Origin of the sequence: Corynebacterium yudongzhengii (assembly GCF_003065405.1) — a bacterium.
Classification (GTDB): Bacteria; Actinomycetota; Actinomycetes; order Mycobacteriales; family Mycobacteriaceae; genus Corynebacterium; species Corynebacterium yudongzhengii.
The window spans coordinates 800,660-821,575 of sequence record NZ_CP026947.1 but is presented as its reverse complement, the minus strand read 5'-3'; the positions used below and the strand labels follow the sequence as shown (position 1 = coordinate 821,575).

Annotated in this window: 15 protein-coding genes; 4 read left to right on the top strand and 11 right to left on the bottom strand. The window is 64.6% G+C overall.

The features are described from left to right. Positions 1-15: 15 nt before the first annotated feature. Positions 16-3,585, bottom strand: a complete 3,570-nt coding sequence (gene dnaE / locus C3B44_RS03795) for a DNA polymerase III subunit alpha (RefSeq protein WP_199222426.1) — start codon at positions 3,583-3,585, stop codon at positions 16-18. Between the two features lie 99 nt (positions 3,586-3,684). Here dnaE and rarD point away from each other — a divergent pair, with 99 nt between their 5' ends. Continuing rightward, on the top strand, positions 3,685-4,572 hold the full coding sequence (rarD, locus tag C3B44_RS03790; RefSeq protein WP_108431209.1) for an EamA family transporter RarD: 888 nt from the start codon (positions 3,685-3,687) through the stop codon (positions 4,570-4,572). A gap of 600 nt (positions 4,573-5,172) precedes the next feature. Here rarD and C3B44_RS03785 read toward each other — a convergent pair. The 3 genes from C3B44_RS03785 to lspA are packed head-to-tail and all read right to left on the bottom strand — an operon-like array spanning position 5,173 to position 7,167. Further along, the gene (locus C3B44_RS03785; protein WP_108431208.1) at positions 5,173-5,790 is read right to left on the bottom strand and encodes a hypothetical protein; all 618 of its coding nucleotides are present in this window, start codon (positions 5,788-5,790) and stop codon (positions 5,173-5,175) included. Then, positions 5,787-6,716: an RluA family pseudouridine synthase gene (locus C3B44_RS03780; protein ID WP_108431207.1), complete on the bottom strand. Its 930-nt coding sequence runs from the start codon at positions 6,714-6,716 to the stop codon at positions 5,787-5,789. The genes C3B44_RS03785 and C3B44_RS03780 overlap by 4 nt, the downstream gene beginning before the upstream one ends. Next, positions 6,703-7,167, bottom strand: coding sequence for a signal peptidase II (gene lspA / locus C3B44_RS03775; protein ID WP_412841956.1), 465 nt, complete (start codon positions 7,165-7,167; stop codon positions 6,703-6,705). Before lspA ends, C3B44_RS03780 begins: the two co-directional genes overlap by 14 nt. Before the next feature lie 153 nt (positions 7,168-7,320). On the opposite strand from lspA, the gene C3B44_RS03770 reads away from it, so the two are divergent. After that, positions 7,321-8,313: a hypothetical protein gene (locus tag C3B44_RS03770; RefSeq protein ID WP_108431205.1), complete on the top strand. Its 993-nt coding sequence runs from the start codon at positions 7,321-7,323 to the stop codon at positions 8,311-8,313. 13 nt (positions 8,314-8,326) lie between these two features. On the opposite strand, the gene C3B44_RS03765 is transcribed toward C3B44_RS03770, so the two are convergent. Next, positions 8,327-8,998 carry a WKL family lipoprotein gene (locus C3B44_RS03765; RefSeq protein WP_108431204.1) on the bottom strand — a complete coding sequence of 224 codons (672 nt, stop codon included), beginning with the start codon at positions 8,996-8,998 and terminating at the stop codon, positions 8,327-8,329. 122 nt (positions 8,999-9,120) lie between these two features. On the opposite strand from C3B44_RS03765, the gene C3B44_RS03760 reads away from it, so the two are divergent. Continuing rightward, complete coding sequence (locus C3B44_RS03760; protein WP_108431203.1) at positions 9,121-10,005, top strand: asparaginase; 885 nt, start codon at positions 9,121-9,123, stop codon at positions 10,003-10,005. A gap of 1 nt (position 10,006) precedes the next feature. Here C3B44_RS03760 and C3B44_RS03755 read toward each other — a convergent pair whose 3' ends face one another. Continuing rightward, complete coding sequence (locus tag C3B44_RS03755; RefSeq protein ID WP_108431202.1) at positions 10,007-11,419, bottom strand: DNA polymerase IV; 1,413 nt, start codon at positions 11,417-11,419, stop codon at positions 10,007-10,009. A gap of 12 nt (positions 11,420-11,431) precedes the next feature. Beyond that, on the bottom strand, positions 11,432-12,280 hold the full coding sequence (locus tag C3B44_RS03750) for an EamA family transporter (RefSeq protein WP_235840444.1): 849 nt from the start codon (positions 12,278-12,280) through the stop codon (positions 11,432-11,434). 130 nt (positions 12,281-12,410) lie between these two features. On the opposite strand from C3B44_RS03750, the gene C3B44_RS03745 reads away from it, so the two are divergent. Beyond that, complete coding sequence (locus tag C3B44_RS03745) at positions 12,411-12,752, top strand: hypothetical protein (RefSeq protein WP_108431200.1); 342 nt, start codon at positions 12,411-12,413, stop codon at positions 12,750-12,752. Between the two features lie 692 nt (positions 12,753-13,444). Here C3B44_RS03745 and ileS read toward each other — a convergent pair. The 4 genes from ileS to C3B44_RS03725 all read right to left on the bottom strand — a co-directional run bounded on the left by ileS (position 13,445) and on the right by C3B44_RS03725 (position 19,104). After that, positions 13,445-16,642 carry an isoleucine--tRNA ligase gene (gene ileS, locus C3B44_RS03740; RefSeq protein WP_108431199.1) on the bottom strand — a complete coding sequence of 1,066 codons (3,198 nt, stop codon included), beginning with the start codon at positions 16,640-16,642 and terminating at the stop codon, positions 13,445-13,447. A gap of 328 nt (positions 16,643-16,970) precedes the next feature. Continuing rightward, a complete protein-coding gene (locus C3B44_RS03735; protein WP_108431198.1) occupies positions 16,971-18,002 on the bottom strand; it encodes a DivIVA domain-containing protein in 1,032 nt (343 codons plus the stop codon). Positions 18,003-18,214: 212 nt separating this feature from the next. Continuing rightward, positions 18,215-18,505 carry a YggT family protein gene (locus C3B44_RS03730; RefSeq protein ID WP_108432539.1) on the bottom strand — a complete coding sequence of 97 codons (291 nt, stop codon included), beginning with the start codon at positions 18,503-18,505 and terminating at the stop codon, positions 18,215-18,217. Positions 18,506-18,603: 98 nt separating this feature from the next. Further along, entirely contained in the window at positions 18,604-19,104 is a 501-nt protein-coding gene (locus tag C3B44_RS03725) for a cell division protein SepF (protein WP_108431197.1), read from the bottom strand. Between the last annotated feature and the right edge of the window lie 1,812 nt (positions 19,105-20,916).

Sequence of the window (20,916 nt, the reverse complement as noted above, 5' to 3'; positions counted from 1 at the left end):
AGACCGGGATCATTCTCAGCCGAGAATGCCCGAGCCCATCGTGGCCTTGAGATCACCCATGAGGTTACCGGAACGCTCCACGCGCAGGTGTTCGCCGAGGACCATGAGCGTCGACTCCTCCCCCGCCACGAGGTTGAGGTAGACGTCGGAGTCGCCGCTGTTATTCACGAGCACGTTCTTCAGCTTCGCGATGTTATCGACGGTGCACTGCTCCGTGCGCATGGTCAGCCGCAGCGGCAGACCCGCACCGTTGCCGGGGCCGAGGTCGGGGACGCGGATGTCGTCGCAAAACAGCGAGGTCCGCCCGTCGCGGATGGAGACATGCACCTTCGCCAGGATGATGTTGTCCTCGACGATCTGCGGCGCGACCAGCGAGTAGACCTTGTTGAACACCAGGATCTCCACCTGGGCGCCGTGGTGGTCTTCCACCGTGACGATTGCCCACGGCGAGCCGTCTTTCTTGGAAAAGCGCCGATCCACCCCAGAGATGATGCCGCCGATGACCAGCTGCTGCTTGTGGTGGACTTCGCCGGCCAGGATGGTGGTCATCTGGGTATCCGTCTGGGCGGCCAGGGCGTCTTCGTAGCCGTCGAGCGGGTGGCCCGAGACGTACATACCGAGCATCTCGCGCTCCAGGGTGAGCTCGTGCTTGCGCTCCCAGCTGTCGTCGGGAATGTCGATGGCGAAAACGCTCGACCCCTCTCCCCCATCGTCGCCGCCGAGGCCGGCGAACAGGTCGAACTGGCCCTTATCGGCGGCCTTCTTGGTGGTCAACACGGAATCGACCGCATCTTCCTGAACGAGCATGAGGCCCTTGCGGGGATGGCCCAGCGAGTCGAAGGCGCCGGCCTTGATCAGCGATTCGGTGATGCGCTTGTTGCACGGCAGCAAATCGATCTTGTCGAGGTAATCAGTAAACGACGTAAACCTCCCCTTCGTCGTGCGCGTTTTAATGATCGAGTCGACCACCTCGCGCCCGACGTTGCGGATCGCGGACATGCCATAGCGGATGTCCTCGCCGACGGCGACGAAGTCCTGCTCGGACTCGTTGACATCCGGCGGCAGCACCTTGATGTCCAAGTGCCGGCAATCGGAGAGGTAGATCGCGGACTTGTCCTTCTTGTCGCCGACCGAGGTCAGAAGCGCGGCCATGTACTCCGGGGCGTAGTTCGCCTTGAGGTAGGCCGTCCAGTAGGACACCAGGCCGTAGCCGGCGGCGTGCGACTTGTTGAACGCGTACGAGGCGAAGGGCTCGATCGTTCCCCACAGCGCGTCGACGGCCGACTTGGAGTAGCCGTTGTCGAACATGCCCTGCGAGAACTTCTCGTATTGCTGGGCCAGGACCTCGGGCTTCTTCTTACCCATGGCCTTACGGAAGCCATCGGCCTCGCCGGCGGTGTAGTTGGCGACCTTGCGGGAGATCTCCATGATCTGCTCCTGATACACGATCAGGCCATAAGTCTCGTCGAGGATGTCGCGCAGCGGCTCCTCGAGTTCCGGGTGGATCGGGGTGATCTCCTGGCGACCGTTTTTGCGATCGGCGTAGTCGAAGTGGGCGTTGACGCCCATCGGGCCTGGGCGGTACAGCGCCAGGGAGGCGACAATATCGTTGAAGCCGGTCGGCTTCATGCGCTTGAGCAGCTCCTGCATGCCGCCGCCGTCGAGCTGGAACACGCCGAGGGTATCGCCGCGGCCGAGCAGTTCGTAGACGGCGGGGTCGTTGGTCTCGAGGTCGTCGAGAAGCACCGTCTCGCCGCGGTTGCGCTTGATGTTCTCGATGGCATCGCCGATGACCGTGAGGTTGCGCAGGCCGAGGAAGTCCATCTTCAAAAGGCCGATGGCCTCGCAGGCCGGGTAGTCCCAGCCGGTGATGATGGCACCGTCGGCGGGCCGCTTCCACATCGGGATGTGATCGAGCAGGCGCACGCTCGCCATAATCACGGCACAGGCGTGCACGCCGGCCTGGCGCACCACGCCTTCCAGGCCACGGGCGGTCTCATAAATCTTGGCGACGTCCGGGTCCGTCTCAATCAACGAGCGCACCTCGGAGGCCTCGTTGTAGCGCTCGTGTTCGGGATCGGTAATACCCGCCAGCGGGATGTCCTTGGCCATGATCGCCGGGGGCAGCGCACCGTTGATGCGGTCTGCCATCTGGAAGCCCGGCTGGCCGAAGTTCACCTTCGCCGCGTCCTTGATCGCCTGCTTCGTCTTGACGGTGCCGAAGGTGATCACCTGGGCGATCTTGTCCTCGCCCCAGCGCTCAGCGGCGTAGGTGATCATCTCGCCGCGGCGGCGATCGTCGAAGTCGATATCGATATCAGGTGCCGACGGACGCTCCGGGTTCAAAAACCTCTCGAACAAAAGGCCATGTTCGAGCGGGTCGATGTTCGTGATCTTCAGCGCGTAGGCGACCAGAGAACCCGCGGCCGAACCACGGCCCGGCCCGACGCGGATGCCGATCTCGCGGGCGTGGCGAATCAGCTCGGCGACGATGAGAAAGTAGGACGGATAGCCCTTACCGTCAATGACCTCGATCTCGTATTCGGCGCGCTCGAGGTACTCGTCGGGGACGTCGCCGCCGTCGAAACGCTCACTGAGGCCGGCCTTGACCTCGTGGGTGAGCCAGGTCGTCGGGTTATAGCCTTCGGGGACGTCGGCGATGGGCATGCGGTCGTGGGTGTGCTCTTCCCAGACCTCGCTGTAGTCGCCGACGCGCTCGGCGATCCAGAGGGTGTTGTCGCAGCCCTTCGGGACCATCTCATCCCAGGTCTCGCGCATCTGCTCGGCAGACTTGATGTAGTAGCCGGTGCCGTCGAATTTGAAGCGGTCGGCGTCGAGAAGCGTCTTGCCCGTCTGCACACACAGCATGGCCTCGTGCGCCGGCGCCTGGGACTCGAGGACGTAGTGGCAGTCGTTGGTCACCAGTGGCGGCAGGTCCAATTTCTGGCCGATCTCGAGCAGCTGATCACGCACGCGGCGCTCGATGTGCAGGCCATGATCCATGAGCTCGAGGAAGTAGTTCTCCTTGCCGTAGATGTCCTGCCACATCGCGGCGGCCTCGAGGGCCTCGTCGAACTGCCCGAGGCGCAGGCGGGTCTGCACGTCGCCAGAAGGGCAGCCGGTGGTGGCGATGATGCCGTCGGCACGCTCGGCGATGAGCTCTGCGTCCATGCGGGGCCACTTGCCGAGCTGCCCCTCGTAAGACGCCATCGACGACAGGTAGAAGAGGTTCTTCAAGCCCGTGGCGTTCTCCGCGATCATGGTCTGGTGGAGATACGCACCTGATGCCGAGACGTCATCGCGCTTCTGATCCGGAGTACCCCAGGTCACACGCTTTTTGTTGAAGCGCGACTCCGGGGCCATGTAGGCCTCGATGCCGATGATCGGCTTGATGTCCGCCGCCGTCATCGCACGGTAGAAAGCGTCCGAGCCGAACATGTTGCCATGGTCAGTCATGCCGACCGCGGGCATGCCTTGGCGCTTGACCTCCTCGGCCAACATGTCGATCTTGGCCATGCCGTCCAGCATGGAATACTCGGTGTGATTGTGCAGATGCACGAATGAACGCTTCCCCATGCGCGTCATACTAACCGCCGTCGCCGCGGCCGTAAATTACATCTCTGTCACACCTGCGTACGCCCGCTTCCCGACGGGAAACGCCCGCCGTGATTAAGCTCATCGTCTATGGCCTACATCCTCATCGCATACCTGATGTGGGGTTTCTTCCCGGCCTTCTTCCCCCTACTGCTGCCGGCTGGGCCCCTCGAGATCCTCTCGCACCGCATCCTGTGGTGCGCGATCTTCATGGTCATCGTCATGTCGGTGATGCGGAACTGGAAGGAACTACGCAGCGCAGACGGCCGCGAGTGGAGGCGCATCGTCGCCGCCGGCCTGCTGATCTCCGGCAACTGGGGCACCTACGTGCTCGCCGTGAACTCCGGCAACGTGGCGGATGCGGCGCTCGGTTACTACATCAACCCACTGCTGTCGATCGCGTTGGCGATGATCTTCCTCGGCGAAAAACTGCGCCGCCTGCAACTGATCTCGGTGGCGATTGCGGCCGTCGGCGTGGTGTGGTTGACGGTGCTCACCGGCCAGCCGCCGGTGATGGCGCTCGGCATGGCGTTCACCTTCGGTTTCTACGGGCTGGTGAAAAAGCGGGTCTCGCTCTCCGCGGCCGCCTCCTTGACCGCGGAGACGCTGGTTGTCTCCCCCATCGCGGCGGCCTACCTGCTCTACCTCGAGGCCACCGGCGCTTCCACCTTCACGACCGAAGGCGCCGGGCATGCGGTGTTGCTCATGGTTGCGGGCGTCATCACCGCAGCCCCCTTGTTCTTCTTCGGCGCCGGGGCCAAGAGGCTGCCGCTATCCACGATCGGCATGCTGCAGTACTCCACCCCGACTATGCAGATGATCTGGGCCGTCATCGTCATGGACGAACACCTCTCGACGAACCGGTGGATCGGATTCCTCATCATCTGGATAGCGGTCGCGGTCTATTTGTGGGATCTGATAGCGATTCGGCGTCGGGCTCGGCGGCGCAGGCGTGGGGAGGCCGCGGATGCGGGGTAGGTCGGGGTGTGTGGTGGTTCGTGCAGGTCCCAAAACCATACAGCGGTAGTGCGTTTTTGCGTGCGGTCGAAAGCACCCTCATAGAAAGGACTCTCGCGCGGTCGAAAGCAGGACTCCTTTAGGGGTGACCCCTTTCGACCAGCGCTAGCGCAACACGCACACCGGCCAACCGGAAGCCCGCAGGCGCCTAGGAGCGCCAACCCAATCCACACACCAACCCCATCCGCCACAGCAGAAACTTAAACGCCGTTTAACCAGACGCCCGGTCGAAATCACCCTCATAGAAAGGACTCTCGCGCGGTCGAAAGCAGGACTCCTTTAGGGGTGACTCCTTTCGACCAGCGCTAGCGCAACACGCACACCGGCTAACCGAAAGCCCGCCGGCACCCAGGAGCGCCACCCCAACCCGCACACCAACCCCATCCGCCACAGCAGAAACTTAAACGCCGTTTAACCAGACGCCCGGTCGAAATCACCCTCATAGAAAGGACTCTCGCGCGGTCGAAAGCAGGACTCCTTTAGGGGTGACTCCTTTCGACCAGCGCTAGCGCTGCATACGCCAGCACAGCCCAGCACAGCCCAACACAGCCCACCACACCCCTACCGCGGCGCCGCGACCTCCAACATGTCGATTCCGGGCGGTACTGCCGGGCGGATCCCGAAGTTCCCCCAGGCCGCATCCGGGGGCAAAACCTCCACCGCCGCGACCGAGTCCGCACCGGCGAGCTCCGCGAAAGCCTGCGGGGTGTCGTAGGCGGTCACGGCGGTGAGCCGGTAGGGCCGCGGCACGTCACCGACGCCCTCGAGGGAGCTATCGATCAGGGAGAACTGGTGGGCGAAGACGTCGGCACGCGTCTTGCCGCTGATGGGTTCGGGAAGCGGACGCGGCGTCGAGATGCCCACCAGCATCGTGTTCACTCGATCGATTCCTTCGAGCAGCTCCCCGGCCTTCCCGGCGGTCAGCGGCTCGGCGAAGGTCACGAGGGCGAAGACAGGCTCGTCGTGCTCTTCCGCGGCCTGCTGAAGACCCGCGCCCGCCCGCTCTTGGTAGGCGGTGAAGGACTCGTCGGTATCGGGGCCGAGTTGATCGCCGGCGATGGCCTGGGGTTTGTTGGTGGCGTCGTCGAACATCGCGTAGACGAACAGGCCGGCAAAGATCAGCAGTACGAGCACCAAGACGGCTCCGACGCGCCGGCTGTGATAATCGGGCTGGCTCACGAGCGGACCTTCGCGAGGGCGTCGTCGAGATCCTGCGGATAGGGCGCGGTGATCTCTGTGAAGTCGCCGGTTCCGGGGTGTCTGAATCCGAGCTTGACCGCGTGCAGCCACTGCCGGTTGAGCCCGAGGCGCTGCGCGAGCTTCGGGTCGGAGCCGTACATCGGATCACCGGCACAGGGGTGGCCGATCGAGGACATGTGCACGCGGATCTGGTGGGTGCGCCCGGTCTCTAAGCGCACTTCCACGAGCGAGACCTCGCGGAAGGCCTCGATCACCTCGTAGTGGGTGATCGCCGGTTTGCCGTCGGCGGTGACGGCGAACTTCCAGCCGGACGAGGGGTGCCGGCCGATCGCGCCGTCGATGGTCCCGACGATGGGATCCGGCAGACCCTGGACCAGCGCGTGGTAGGTCTTTTCTACGGTGCGGTCGCGAAACGCCTGCTTGAGCGCCGAGTACGCGCGTTCACTCGCGGCGACCACCATGACCCCGGAGGTGCCGACGTCGAGACGCTGCACGATGCCCTTGCGCTCCGGCGGGCCGGAGGTGGAGATGCGAAAGCCCGCGGCCGCGAGTCCCCCGACGACGGTCGGGCCGTCCCAGCCGACGGTCGGGTGGGCGGCGACGCCGACGGGTTTGTTCACGGCGATGATGTCTTTATCCGAGTAGATGACGTCCATGCCCTCGACGTACTCGGCGCGCGGGGTCAAAGGCTCTTCCGGCGCCGGGAGGGTGACCTCCAGCAGGGTGCCGGAGGTCAGCCGGTCGGATTTGAGGGAGGTGGCGCCGTCGACAAGCACATCCCCCTCTACCACCAGCTCGGCGGCGACCGTGCGGGAGACGCCGAAGAGGCGGGCGACGGCGGCGTCGACACGCATGCCTTCGAGCCCCTCGGGTACGGCGAGTTGTCTGACCTCACGCGTCGTCATGCTCGTACTCCCTCTTCAGCCGGCGCTCCTCGGTGAGAATCGCGATGACGAAGACGACGACGCCGATGTTGATGGAGGCGTCGGCGAGGTTAAAGATCGCGAAGTCCCCGATCGAGATGTAATCGACTACGTGCCCGAAGTAGAAACCGGGCTCGCGCACCAGGCGATCGATCAGGTTGCCCAGCGCACCGCCGCCGATCAGCGCGAGCCCCGCCGAGGTCGGCCGATCGCGCAGGAAGAACGCCGCGACCGTCGTGCCGATGACGAACGCCAGCTGGATGATAGTGAACAGCCAGGTGGAATCCTGCCCCATCCCGAAGGCGGCGCCCGGGTTATAGAGCAAGAACAGCTGGAAGAACTCGCCGATGACGTTGACCGGTACGCCTTCCTGCAAGTTGGTGACCATAATCTGCTTGACGACCTGGTCGATCACAGCCACCGCCACCATCATCGCGATGATGAGGCCGAGGTTGCGGCCGCGTCGACGAGGATCGCGGGTCACCGCGGTCGATCTCGAGGGCTTGTCGGGTTCACTCACGACGTTCATTGTTCCTCAAACCCCGTGTCGGTGACCAACTGGCACGCGGTAGATTAAGCTGGTGTGATGTCTCTTCGTTCTCGTCGCACCCGAATCCCTCTGGCCACCGCTACCACCGCCGCGCTTCTTGCGGTCGCGGCCTGCGCGCCCGACCCGGCAGCCGATGACGCCCCCCTCGACCAGCCCGTCGGCCTGCCCATCGACGCGCCGAAAGTGACGCTTATCGACGCCGGCGACAACCCCTCCGACACCCTCACCTACACCGATGTCGACGCAGATGAGCAAGCCGTCACCGTCACCGTGGCGGATGGTTTTGCGCAGTCGATCGAATCGCTCGACTCCCTCGAAACCGAGGCTCCGGAAGGTCAACTGGGCGGGGGAACGCAGATGGTGCTGCCGCTGTCGGGGGCTACCGCCAAGGCGAGTGAGCCCGACGAGGGCCAGCGCGAGGCGACGCGCGCCCCGGAATATCGGCTGGGTTCGGCGACTGTCGACGACCAAGCGCTGCTGCCGGAGCTGCGCAGCGCGGAGGGCTTCCGCGTCGGCTGGCGCGGGGATGATTCCGGCGAGATCTCGACGGTCATGCTCTCCGCCCCCGAGGCCGCCAGCGATGAGGGGCGCGCGGCCGTCGAAGGCGCGCTGATGAAGATGCTCTCGCTGCCGGTGATCTTCCCCTCCGAGCCGGTCGGGCCAGGGGCGCAGTGGGAGGTGAATACGCGCGTCGCCGGCGATGCCTCTCTGTTGCGCACGATCACCTACCGCCTAGAGGAGATCGGCGAAAACACCGTCGAGCTTTCCGTCGACGTCGCCGAGCGGCCCACCTTAGGCGCGCTGAGCTTGGAGGGCGCTCCGGGTGCCGAGGACCTCGAGGAAACCGAGCTGACCCTCGAAAACTCTGACACCGCCGCTCGCGGAAACCTCACGGTCGATCTCTCCAGCGCGCTGCCGGTCGACGGGCAGGTCGATATCACCACCCGCGTGATCTACAGCGGTGCAGATCAGGCGGTGGTGCAGGATTCTTCGGTCTCCCTCGGCTTCGATACTGATGCCGAGGCTTAAGGCGGTAGCTGTACTACTGCGCCGGGGCCGGGGCAGGCTCGCCCTCGGGCGCGGGGGCGCCTTCCGGAGCGGGAGCGCCCTCAGGTGCCGGGGCGGGCTCACCTTCCGGAGCCGGGGCCGGCTCGCCCTCAGGGGCAGGTGCCGGCTCGCCCTCGGCCGGCTGGCCAGCGCCCTGGTCCTGGCACATGGCCGGGACCTGATCCGGTTCGACGGTGTTGGTCACCAGGGTGCAGGCCCAGGACTGGGACAGCTTCCACTGGTCATCCTCGTAGACGAACTCGACGTTCTCGGCGACGTTCGGCTCGCGGTCCGGGAGGGTGAAGTTCACGGTGGCCAGCACGGATTCCGGGGTGTAGCCCGGCAGGACCGGGTCGACGACCTGGAACTCGGCGCCGGATTCCGCCTGGGAGGCGGTCAGGGTGTCGAAGAGCGCGGGGTCGACGTTCTCGCCGCCCTCGACGGTGTTGACGCGCTCCTCGACCGACGCCTCCGGGTTGGTGGCGGTGGCGAGGATCTGGTTGAGCTCGTCGGCGGTCGGGATCTCCGCGGCGGCCTCGGAGGTGGTGGTCTCCTGGGTCGCCTCCTGCCCGGTGTTCTCGTCCTCTCCGTTGTCATCACCGCACGCGACGAGAGATACGCTCAGGCCGGCAGCTGCCACGATGGCACCGATGCTGCGAAACTTCACGGGGATATTCTCCTTACACCCCTCCGCACCGACGTGCGGTCGTGGGGATCGGGGGTAGTTTTCAACTCACCATCATACACGCACGCTGCGGCACCAGTACTAATTGTGGCAGTGTTGGTCCCATGATTTCCCTGCTGACAACCGGCGGCACCATCGCCTGCACCACCGACGACAACGGGGCCCTGATACCCACCGTCACCGGCGAACGCCTCGCGGCGGCCGCCGGGGTCAGCGCCGAGGTGGAGATCACCGACCTCATCCACCTCGATTCCTCCTCGGTCACCTTGAAGGAGCTGGATCAGCTCGTCGCGCAGGTCCATGCTGAGTTGGCGCGGGAAGATACGCACGCCGTCGTTATCACCCATGGCACCGATTCTCTGGAGGACACCGCCGCCGTACTCGATCTCATGCATCCCGACGAGCGCGCCGGCGTCATCCTCACCGGCGCGCAGCGCGCGTTCGACCGCCCGGATTCCGACGGCCCCACCAACCTCGCCGACGCCGTCGCCGCCGCCCGCACGCATACCGGGGTGCTCGTCGCCTTCGGCGGTGAGCTGCTTCCCGCCCGCGGGCTGCGCAAGGCGCATACCGACGACACCACCGCCTTCGCCTCCAACCCCGCCGGCACTCCCCCGCGCCGGCTGCCGCGCACGCAGCTGGACGGCCTCGACGTGCCCATCGTCGCCGCCTACCCCGGCGCGGACGCCCGGATCGTCGAGGCGACCGCCCGCGGCGCCGACGGCCTGGTCATCCAGGCGCTGGGCGCGGGCAATATGCCGGTGGAATTCGGTCGCGCCGTCGCCGGTGTGCTGGAGCGGGGCGTGCCGGTGGTCGTCGCCACGCGAGTTCCTTTCGGCCAGGTCCGCCTGGCCTATGGTGGCGACGGCGGCGGCGCCACCCTCGCCCGCCTCGGCGCGGTGGGCGCGGGTGGGCTCAGCGCTGGGCAGGCGCGCATGGCGCTGCTCGTGGCGCTGGCGTCGGGTATCGACGTCGCGGAACTGCTCTAACTCAGTCCGCCGGATCCGCGCGGTTCTTAAGCCAGTCCTGCCAAGCGAGCGAGTCGAGGGGATCCGCCGGGCGCAGCTGGGGATCCTCGGCGTCGAAGGTGTGGGTTTTTCCGGGCCCGGTTTCCCGGGTCTCGAAGCGCACGCTCACCCTGCCATGCCCGCTGCCCTGCACCCACCCGTGACCGTAGTCCGGGTGGTAGACGTCCTGGGTGGCGCGCCAGGTATCGGTGGAGGCCGGCTTTAAGTCGCTGGGGTCGAAGCGCACGGCTTCTTGGGCGGCGTCAACGCCGTCGGACACTCCGGTTTCGTAGTCGCTGTCCTCGGTGGTCGTCGGGGGGATCGCCTGCAGTTCGAGCTCGGGAAACAGCACGTCCTGGCGGGTGGCCTCGAGCCCGGAGTAGCCGACCCCCACCAGCCGGATCGGGCCGACCTCCTCCGGATAGCGCACCACGCGGAAGGCGACGGCCTGCAGGGTGTCGAGGTCATCGGTGGCATAGGGCAGGGTCGCGGAGCGGGACTCGATATGGAAGTCGGCCATGCGCAGCTTGACGGTGACGGTGCGGGCGCCGCGTCCGTCGCGACGCAACCGGCGATGCGCGTCCTGGGCGCTGCGGATGAGCGCGGCGTCGACCTCGGCGCGGGTGGTGAGGTCTTCCGGGTAGGTGTGCTCGGCGGAGGTCTGCTTGGCTTCGGCGCGCGGGGCGACGGGGCGTTCGTCGATGCCCCGGGCGAGATCGCGAAGGAAAAGGCCCGTGGTGGTGCCTAAGGAGATTTCGACCTCGCGGGTGGTGAGTTTCGCCAGCTCCCCGATGGTTCTCACCCCCATGCCGGCGAGTTTCGTGTTCGTCACCGGGCCGACACCCCAGAGTTTCTTCACGGGCATGGGATGCAGGATCTCCAGCTGGTTGTCTTCGGGGATGAGGAACACGCCGTCGGGCTTGGCCTCATCGGAGGCGATCTTGGCGAACTGCTTGCCGGAACCGGCGCCAATGGAGGCGGCGAGGCCGGTCTCTGCGCGGATATCGGCGCGCAGGCGTTGCGCCCACTTCTCGACGTCCTCAACCCCCGCCCCCTGCAACTCCGCGGGTTCCATGAACGCCTCGTCGATAGATAGCTGCTCAACGGTGTCGACATGGCGGTGGACCACCTCGAAGACGCGGCGGGAGGCCACCGCGTAGACCTCCTTGCGTGGGGAGACCAGCACTGCCCGGTTACCGACGAGCCGCGCAGCCCGGGCCGTCGGCATCGCCGAGTGCGCGCCGAACACGCGGGCCTCGTAGGAGGCGCCGGCGACCACTCCCCTGCCCGAGACCCCGGCGACCAGCACGGGCCGACCCCGAAGCGTCGGGCGGGTCAGCTGCTCGACGGAGGCGAAAAACGCGTCCATATCGATGTGAAGAACCCAGCGCTGCATACCACCTCCAGCCTACGGCCTGCGCAACGCGACGGCCGCGACGACCAAGACGATGCCGATCAACTCCGCCATCGTGAGCCACTGGCTCAGCGCGATGGCGCCGACGATCGCCGCCACGATCGGCAGGATCGCCTGCAGCACGGCGAAGTACGCGGCACCGGCTATGCGCATGACGATCTGATCCAGCGAGTACGGCACCGCGGCCGAGAGCAAACCGAGCCCGAGGATGAGGCCGAGGAGGTTGAGCGTCGGCATATCGGCATCTGCCGGCCAGAAGAAGACCATCACCGGCAAGGCCAGCACTGCCGCCCAGGTAAAACCGGCGGTCAAAGAATCCCACGAGGCGCCGGCCGTGCCCGCGATCCGGGAGCCCACCACGATGTACGCCGCCCACGCAGCTCCCGCGCCGAGGGCGAAGGCGATGCCGCTGAGCGAATCCGATAACACCGTCCCGGAGATCACCAGCACGCCGGCACCAGCGAGGATGAGCGCCGACCAGTCCCGCAGCGAGCGGGACCCGAGCGCCGCCACCGCGATGGGCCCGAGGAACTCGATCGCCACGGCGGTGCCCATGGGGATGCGGGCGATTGCCTCGTAGAACAGCATGTTCATGCTCAGCGTCGCGAGGCCGAACACGGCGGCGTTGAAACCCCTGCTGTCGATAAACGCCTCGAGACTCGGCCGGTGCAGTGCCAACAGAAGCACGGCCGCGCCACTGATGCGGAACCAGGCGACCACCGCGGGCGGAAACACCTCAAACAGACCAACGGCCAGCGCGGAGCCAACATAGAGCGAACCCCCGGCCAGCGCCATCAACCCCGGCGCTGCCCACCGAGTGCCAGGGCCACTGACAGAGAACATGGAAATGACTGTATCCCGTCATTACTATCGGGGTCCACTATGAGCTACGATATGATTCTCTTCGACCCCGCCCTGGTTCCGCACGACGAGGCGGGCTTCAACGAATGGTCACAGACCCTGTTCACCCGCGATGAGGATCCATCGTTTACCCCCCGGCGAGCGATCCCAGCGCATCCAAACGCTTTACGACGACATCCGTGCCGTCTTCCCCGACGCCGAAGCCAGCGACGACACCGCCCGCGCCGACGCCGAAGAACGTGGAGTGGCACCCGCGCAGTACTTCCTCGACTTCGACCACCTCGAGGTCACGGTCTCTGACTCAGACGCCCAAGCCGCCAGCCAGTGGATCCAGGACTACGCCACCAAGAACGGTCTGGGGATTTACGACGTCGATGCCACCGGCAAAATGACTCTGCCGGATGAGGACTCCCAGCCGCCCATGAGCAAGGGCGCCGCCTCCGCTGGGCGGTAGGTGGCGGTTCGCGGGTTCGCGGGTTCGCGTCTCAGCAGCACCAACCGCCTCAGCAGTGCACACGCGTTTCGCGAGGGCACTTTGGCGTTCATGGTGCGCTTACGCTGGTCGAAAGGAGTCACTCCTAAACGAGTCTCACGCGGTCGAAACCAGTACTCCTTTAGGGGTGGCTGTTTTCGGCCAGCGCTAGCGCCCTATACGGATGGGGTTGTCTAATCTCGACAGCGGCCGACTTTATGGTCTCCCGTGGCTTTCGAACGCAAATACTTGAAGAAACAACGCGGATTCGCACAGGAAAGCGGGACTTCAGGACACAGGCACCCTTACGGACATGTTGCGGTATCACGTTCGCACACCCGGTCGAAAGGAGTCGCTACGAAAGGAGTCCTGGGAGATCGAAACCAGCACTCCTTTAGGTGCTCCTCCTTTCGAACATCGCTAGCGCGTTATGGGGAGGAAAGGTCCGGCAGGCCGCGAGAGCCCACAGGAGGGGCTATTGAGACCGATGGGACGACCGGACAGTAGAGTCACGCACCTGCCCGGCCGTGCACCCATAGTGCGCTTACGCTGGTCGAATTCAGCCGCTCCTAAACGAGTCTCACGCGGTCGAAACCAGCACTCCTTTAGGTGCTCCTCCTTTCGACCAGCGCTAGCGCGTCATGCCACCCAGCACCCCAGCCGTCCAGGTAAACCTACCCGTTCTTCGCCACGGTCACGGTGACGCCCTTGACCACGTCGTGCGCGCCGGCGCCGAGATCCTCCGTCGTGACGGAGAAATCCGTCGACAGCGTCTCCGCGGCGATGTGATCCGCATGCCTGTTGGCCCACTCTTCCTTGTCCTCCGGCACGGAGAGCACCGTGGTGATGCGGTCGGAGACGTCGAAGCCGGAGTGCTTCCGGGCGTCCTGGATGCCGCGGATGACGTCGGCGGCCCAGCCCTCTGCCTCGAGCTCTTCGGTGACGTCGGTATCCAAGACGACGAGGCCGTCGAGGCCGTCGATACGCGCGGTGTTCTCCGGGTGCACGGCGACGAGCCTTTCGGTGAACTCTTCGTCGCGAAGCTCGATGCCGTCGGCGACGACGGTATCCCCGACGCGCTCGTAGTCGCCGGACTTCACGGCCTTGATGGCGCGCTGAACATCCTTACCCAGGCGCGGGCCGGCGACCTTGGCGTTGACAACGACCTCGAAGCTGCCGACGGAATCGACGTCGTCGGTGAGCACGAGGTCCTTGACGTTGACCTCGTCGCGGATGACGGAAGCGAAGGCGTCGAGACGCGCGGAGTCCGCCACCGCGACGGTCAGCGCCGGCAGCGGCAGGCGGTTACGCAGCTTGTTGGCCTTGCGCACGCTGGAGGCGGAAGAGCACACGGCGCGCACGGCGTCCATGGTCTCGACGAGCTCGCAGTCCGCCGGGTAATCGGAGGCCTCCGGGAAGTCGCTCAGGTGGACCGAGCGCTCGCCGGTGAGACCGCGCCAGATGACCTCGCTGATGTACGGCAGCAGCGGCGCGGTGACGCGGGTGAGCGTCTCGAGCACCGTGTACAGGGTGTCGAAGGCCTCGGGGTGGGCGTCCTGGCCCTCCCAGAAGCGGTCACGGGAACGGCGGACGTACCAGTTGGTCAGCACGTCGGCGAACTGGCGGACCTTCTCGGTCGCCGCCGCGATATCGGTGTTATCCAGCGCCTTTTCGACGCCCGCCACCACATCATGCAGCTTCGCAAGGATGTAGCGATCCAGCACGTCAGTGGAGTCGGTGCGGTAGCTGGCCTCGGTGTGGGAGTAGAGCTGCAGGAAGGTGTACGCGTTCCAGATCGGCAGCAGGGCCTGGCGCACGCCGTCGCGGATGCCCTGCTCGGTGACGATGAGGTTGCCGCCGCGCAGGATCGGCGAGGACATGAGGAACCAGCGCATGGCATCCGAGCCGTCGCGGTCGAAGACTTCGTTGACGTTCGGGTAGTTGCCCTTGGACTTGCTCATTTTCTGGCCGTCGTCGCCCAGCACGATGCCGTGGGCGACGACCTTGGAAAACGCCGGGCGGTCAAACAGCGCCACGGAGAGCACGTGCAGAAGGTAGAACCAGCCGCGGGTCTGGCCGATGTATTCGACGATGAAGTCGGCCGGCGCGTGGGACTCGAACCACTCCTTGTTCTCGAACGGGTAGTGGAACTGAGCAAAAGGCATGGAGCCGGAGTCGAACCAGACGTCGAGGACGTCGGGGACGCGGCGCATGGTGGACTTGCCGGTCGGGTCGTCCGGGTTGGGGCGGGTCAGCTCATCGATGTACGGGCGGTGCAGGGACTTCGGGCGGGTGCCGAAGTCGCGCTCGAGCTCGTCGAGGGAGCCGTAGACGTCGACACGCGGGTAGTTGTCGTCGTCAGATACCCACACCGGGATCGGCGAGCCCCAGTAGCGGGTGCGCGAGATGTTCCAGTCACGCGCGCCTTCCAGCCACTTGCCGAACTGCCCGTCGCGCACGTGCGCCGGCATCCATTCGATGCCCTCGCGGTTGAGCTCGACCATGCGGTCGCGGATGGCGACGACGTCGACAAACCAGCTCGGCAGCGCCATGTAGATCAGCGGCTCGCCGGAGCGCCAGGAGTGCGGGTAGGAGTGCTCGATGGTCTGATGGCGCAGCACGCGCCCGGCGGCCTTGAGGTCGCGGATGATGTCCTTGTTGGCGTCGAAGACCAGCTGGCCGGAGTACGGCGGCACTAAGTCGGTGAACTTGCCGTCCATGTCGACCGGGATGACCAGGTCGATGCCGTATTCCTTGGTGGTGGCGATATCGTCCTCACCGAAGGCGGGGGCCTGGTGGACGATGCCGGTGCCGTCTTCGGTGGTGACGTAGTCGGCCAGCAGGAACTGGAAGGCATTTTTGTGGTCGGCGAAGAAGTCGAAGACCGGCTGGTAGGTCAGGCCCTCGAGCTCAGAGCCGGCGAAGGTGGCGACAACCTCGCGCTGGTCGCCCAGCTCCTTGGCAAAGGACTCGACGAGCGGCTCGGCGAGCAAGACGTTTTGGCCGGAGAATTCCGGCGTGGAGGAATCCTCACCGATACGCACCACGACGTAAGTGACCTCTGGGTGCACGGCGAGCGCCAGGTTCGACGGCAGGGTCCACGGGGTGGTCGTCCAGGCCAAGGCCGCGGTATCCGCGAGCACCGGATTCTCAGCCAGGGTCTTCTCCGCGGTGGTGCCGGCGTTCGCGCCGGTGATCGGCAGGGTGACCGTCAGAGTCGGGTCCTGGCGCATCTTGTAGGAATCGTCCAGGCGGGTTTCCTGGTTCGACAGCGGCGTGTGCTCGGCCCACGAGTACGGCAGAACGCGGAAGCCCTGGTAGATCAGGCCCTTGTCGTAGAGCTGCTTGAAGGCCCAGATGACGGACTCCATGTAGGTTAGATCCATCGTCTTGTAGCCGCCGTCGAAGTCCACCCAGCGGGCCTGCCGAGTGACGTATTCTTTCCACTCCTCGGTGTAGCGCAGAACGGACTTGGCGCAGTACTCGTTGAAGGCAGCCAGACCCATGTCCTCGACCTGACCCTTGTCGGTGATGCCGAGCTGCTTCTCAGCCTCGAGCTCCGCCGGCAGGCCGTGGGTGTCCCAGCCGAACACGCGCGGGACGTGGTAGCCGCGCATGGTCTGGTACCGCGGGATGATGTCCTTGACGTAACCAGTGAGCAGGTGGCCATAGTGCGGCAAGCCGTTGGCGAACGGCGGGCCGTCGTAAAACACGTAGTCTTCGGCGTCCTCCCGGTTTTTCAGCGACGCCTGGAAGGTCTGGTCCTTGTCCCAGTAATCCAGGACCTGTTGTTCCATGTCCGGAAACCTCGACGAGCCTCCGGTCATGTCGACCTTGGGGTAGACCGAGCCGACCTTGTGGTCTTCAGCCATGTGATTCATCCTCCACGTTTCAAACTGGCGACGATGCCTTCGCTGTTGGTGCAGGGACGCAGCCACACACGTAGCCACGCGGTACCACCCTGCTTGAACCCTAAAAGGATTCCGCTTCGTTGTACGTGAAGGAGATGTCGGTCCTACCCGTCCGGTTCTACTGAGCGCTAGTAATGCTGGCGCCGTTCTTCCGGATGGCTCCCCGGTGATGGCCGGATCACTGCCGTTGCTCCCCTGACTATACCGACCACCAGAAATTCCGCATAAAAGAACCCGCCCGCGACACTGCGTGAGGCAGCGTGGCGGGCGGGTTTTCAAAAGGACAGCGCTAGTTGTCTTCCTTGCCCACTTCGGCGTTGGGTGCCGACGAGCCGCGGGTCTCCAGTTCCTCGAGCTGGGACTGCAGCAGGGTCTTGAGGCGGGTGCGGTACTCGCGCTCGAAGGTGCGCAGCTCGGAGATGCGCTCCTCGAGGGCGGTCTGCTGCTTCTTGACCGTGTTCATGATGTCGGTGTGCTTGCGCTCGGCGTCGGCCTGCAGGCTGGCGGCCTTCTCCTCGGCCTGCTTGACCTGGGCCTCGGCGCGGGAGTTCGCGTCGTTGGTCGTCTGCTCGGCCTTGGCCTGAGCCTCGGAGACGAGCTTGTCGGCGCGGGCCTGTGCCTCGCTGGTGGTGCGCTCGGCGTCCTTGCGAGCCTTCTCGAGCTGGGCCTTGGACTGGGAGTCGGCGTCAGCCAGCTGCTTCTCGGCGGACTGGCGGGCCTCGTCGAGCATGGTGCGGGACTCGACCTGGGCCTCGGAGGTGAGGCGGTCGGCCATCTCCTGGGCCATGCCCAGAACGCGGGCGGCCTGCATGTGGGTATCCGGGGTAGCCATGCCCTGAGCGTCGCCGGCCTGTGCGGTCTTGACCTCGGCATCCGCCGGCTTCTGGGACTCGCGGGCCTTCGCAGCCTGAGCGGCCTCAGAGCGGACCTTCTCGGCCTCAGAGCGAGCCTTGTCGGCCTCAGAGCGAGCCTTGTCGGCCTCTTCGCGAGCCGCCTTGGCGTCGGCCTCAGCCTTCTCGGTGGCCTTCTGAGCGTCGCTCAGCTTCGCCTCGTACTCGCTGCGCAGCTCGGCCTCGATCTCCTTGCGGAGGGCGGCTTCGTCGACCTGCTGACCCGAGGAACCGGCGGTGGCGGCGGCACCGGCGCCGGCGGCTGCCCCGCCAGCGCCTTCACGGAGCTGCTCGTTCTCGTCCTGCAGCTGGGCGAGGGTGTCCTCGACGAGGTCCAGGAACTGGTCGACTTCATCCTCGTTGTAACCGCGCTTGCCGATCGGCGGCTTACTGAAAGCAACGTTGTGCACGTCAGCTGGTGTCAGCGGCATTATTTCCCCTTCGAATCATGTGTGTAGCAGGCTGCGCAGTTCATCGGCCGGTCTCACCCGCCCGTTACGCACGATGCAGAGATCGTCATTAGGTTGTTCGCACCATCTTAGCCCGTACAGGGCGGAATGCGTCAGGTGCACCCTATCAATCTATACCGGAGCTTAACAGTTTTCACTACCCGTAACCCCAAAAACTACAGCCCATAAGTAGGTCAGAAGAAGACTGCCATTACGATCGCCTGGATAACGATCAGGATGATGAACAGCACAATCACCGATACATCGATGCCAACGTTCCCGGTACGCAGCGGGGGTATCAGGCGACGCAAAAGCTTCACTGGTGGATCGGTGATAAGGAAGATGGGCTCGGCCGCGACGGCGAACCAACGGGGCGGGCGGAACTGCTTCGAGAAACTCTGAATCATCTCAGTGATAATCCGCGCGATCAGCACAAGTGTGTACAGACGCAGGAGAATCAGGATGACGGTTCCGGTAAGGATCATGACCATTTACTCTAACGGAGTTTATGCAGATAACAACAAAAAGGCCCCGACGGGCTTAAGGGCCCGTCAGGGCGCGGGGAGCGCTAGCGCCGAGGTCTTTAGCGGGCGAGACCGGCGGCCTGCTGAAGCTCGTTGACGGTGATGTCCGCGTTGTCCGGAACGACGGCGAACACGAGGCGGTCGGTGTTGAGGCCGCGGTTGAGCTTGTGCATATCGCCGTGGGAGGCGAAGCACAGGCCGGCGGCAAAGTCGATGATTCGCTTGGCGACGGCCTTGTCCGCCGTGGTCAGTTCAAAGATGACAGCATCGCCGTCACGGAACGGCTCACCGATCTGAGCGGCCTCGGAGTAAGAGCGCGGCTCCACGGTCACGACGGCAGGAACGAAGGAGTTCGACACCGGTGCCGGCGCCGGGGCGGATGCCCGGTAGGACGGACGCGGCTCACGGCTGTAGTCGCTGGTGCGACGGTCGTAGCGCGGCGCGTAGGCGGCGGCACCGTCGTCCGCGTAGCGCGGCTCATCGTCGTAGTAGGCATCGTCGCGCTCCGCGTCCATCGGCGCGAGTCCGAAGAACTCCTTGGCATCCTTGAACAGAGACATCTGGGCTCCCTTGTGATTCTTTGCTACGTCGGTTCAGTCCTGGCGCTCCGCCCGCAGAGGCGAGTTACGCTGATGGAATTCAGGCTAGTGCGTCCACCCCGACCGCTTCATTCCGACACGCGCAAAGAGAATCTAGCCGTTCACAACAAAGAAATCCACGTTTTACTGCACAACATGGTGGACACAGTTAACAGGCGGAATACCACAGCCTTTGGCAAGCTATGTACTCGGATCCCCTCACCGGGATCTGGACTCTGAATCTGCTGCACAAGAAACATACGGGGGAAGGTTGCTTGTGGATCGCCTCGACACCGTCACTGCCGTGAATGTGACAGGAAGCCGCGCGGCCGCCTACGCACTCACGGAGGCGTCGGAAAACGGGCCAGCAGATCGAGACCCTGCAGAGTCAACCAAAGGGACAAATCAGGGGGAACCTCCTGCTGGTATCTACCTCAGCGGGGCGTTCGTGGCCTTCGGAGAACTCGATCCGAGGGATCCGGGCCGCGAGCTTATCCGCACTCATGAGGTGATACCGCAGGAGGTCTTTAACTTTCTGGGGCTGGATCGAACGTTAAGAACACCAAGCTGTCCACGGCGCGAATTCTCGCACCGAAGCTGGGTCAGGTTAAAGATCCGCGAGCAATTCTTCTCGACCACGTAACTTGAGACGCTCAACACAAAACAGCCTCAGTCATAACTTAAAAGTTCTATCAACCGCTTTCGGGGGTAGCTTCGTTAGCAGGAAGTGCCCCACAAATTGGGGTGATTGGGATGGGCTGCGTCGGCATTATGCCATGGCATAAACGAGGAAGTCTCTGAGCTGACCCCGTTCCAGCCGGACTCCACCTGCCCCTAGGACCGTCGACCTCGCCCCGGGCTTCCCTACCGGTGATTTTCACCAGGATTACGCACGTGCGTAAAAACCAGAGGCTTGAGGTGAGTATGTGACTCACGTGGTCTGACTGCCGGTTCGAGGTAGGTAGTAGTGCGTGTCCGCGCAGTTGGTAGTAGGGTTCCGGCTCTCGGTAGCTCCCCTAGCTCTGATGCATGTCTGATGCGGAGGTTCCAGAGTTCGGTGATTCCCATGTCAGTAATGCGGAAGGAAATTCTTCTTCTCAGGCGCGCAGAGACGACGGCGATACACCTCATCCCGCGGTGTGCAGCCCCGCGGAATCTCTCTCGCCGGAATGCGCCTGCCGAAGTGCTCCTCGCACCTTGGCGATCGGCCCGAAGAGAATTGCTGGACCGCCGCCTTGGCCTTCTGGCAACTCCGTGGGCCCCTCTTACGTGACTATGCCGCGGCAGAGTGCGGACTGGGTTTTACGCACGTGCGTAATCGAGAATCAATGACTCTCGGGGGACTCATAGGTACATGAGCCGCATTGTCACCTGAGGCCTCTGGTTTTTACGCACGTGCGTAAAAACCAGGCTCGGTTGTCAAAGCCACTCGCCCTTCGTCCTCGCAGGTCCGCAGTGGCCTAGACTCCCAGAACAGCCCTAGGCACACTATGCCACCGCATAGTGGGGGCCGGTTTCTACACACATGTGTAATCGATAATCCATGAATCCCGGGAAACTCATAGGTACGCGGGGCACATTGCCACCTGCGCCGTGCGGCGAACATTGGTGCCGCCGCGCTTGGGCTCGCCTGAGGGTTGGGAGTCTGCTGCGCCGCCGAGGCTGAGACGTGGCAGCCGGGGCTGAATGGCTTTTACCAATTACCCGGAAACCGTCGATACTGTTTTGCCGGTAAGGCGCTACCACAAACCGCATCTGACACCGGATTACGCGCGTGCGTAATCTCCTGGGATT

Coding starts and splice junctions, on each gene's coding strand:
- C3B44_RS03725 (WP_108431197.1), bottom strand. CDS start 19,104: ATGTCTCTGTTCAAGGATGCCAAGGAGTTCTTCGGACTCGCGCCGATG.
- C3B44_RS03730 (WP_108432539.1), bottom strand. CDS start 18,505: ATGATCCTTACCGGAACCGTCATCCTGATTCTCCTGCGTCTGTACACA.
- C3B44_RS03780 (WP_108431207.1), bottom strand. CDS start 6,716: ATGACGACGCGTGAGGTCAGACAACTCGCCGTACCCGAGGGGCTCGAA.
- C3B44_RS03735 (WP_108431198.1), bottom strand. CDS start 18,002: ATGCCGCTGACACCAGCTGACGTGCACAACGTTGCTTTCAGTAAGCCG.
- ileS (WP_108431199.1), bottom strand. CDS start 16,642: ATGGCTGAAGACCACAAGGTCGGCTCGGTCTACCCCAAGGTCGACATG.
- C3B44_RS03760 (WP_108431203.1), top strand. CDS start 9,121: ATGATTTCCCTGCTGACAACCGGCGGCACCATCGCCTGCACCACCGAC.
- lspA (WP_412841956.1), bottom strand. CDS start 7,167: ATGATGGTGGCGGTGGCTGTGATCGACCAGGTCGTCAAGCAGATTATG.
- C3B44_RS03750 (WP_235840444.1), bottom strand. CDS start 12,280: ATGTTCTCTGTCAGTGGCCCTGGCACTCGGTGGGCAGCGCCGGGGTTG.
- C3B44_RS03755 (WP_108431202.1), bottom strand. CDS start 11,419: ATGCAGCGCTGGGTTCTTCACATCGATATGGACGCGTTTTTCGCCTCC.
- C3B44_RS03745 (WP_108431200.1), top strand. CDS start 12,411: ATGAGGATCCATCGTTTACCCCCCGGCGAGCGATCCCAGCGCATCCAA.
- C3B44_RS03770 (WP_108431205.1), top strand. CDS start 7,321: ATGTCTCTTCGTTCTCGTCGCACCCGAATCCCTCTGGCCACCGCTACC.
- rarD (WP_108431209.1), top strand. CDS start 3,685: ATGGCCTACATCCTCATCGCATACCTGATGTGGGGTTTCTTCCCGGCC.
- dnaE (WP_199222426.1), bottom strand. CDS start 3,585: ATGACGCGCATGGGGAAGCGTTCATTCGTGCATCTGCACAATCACACC.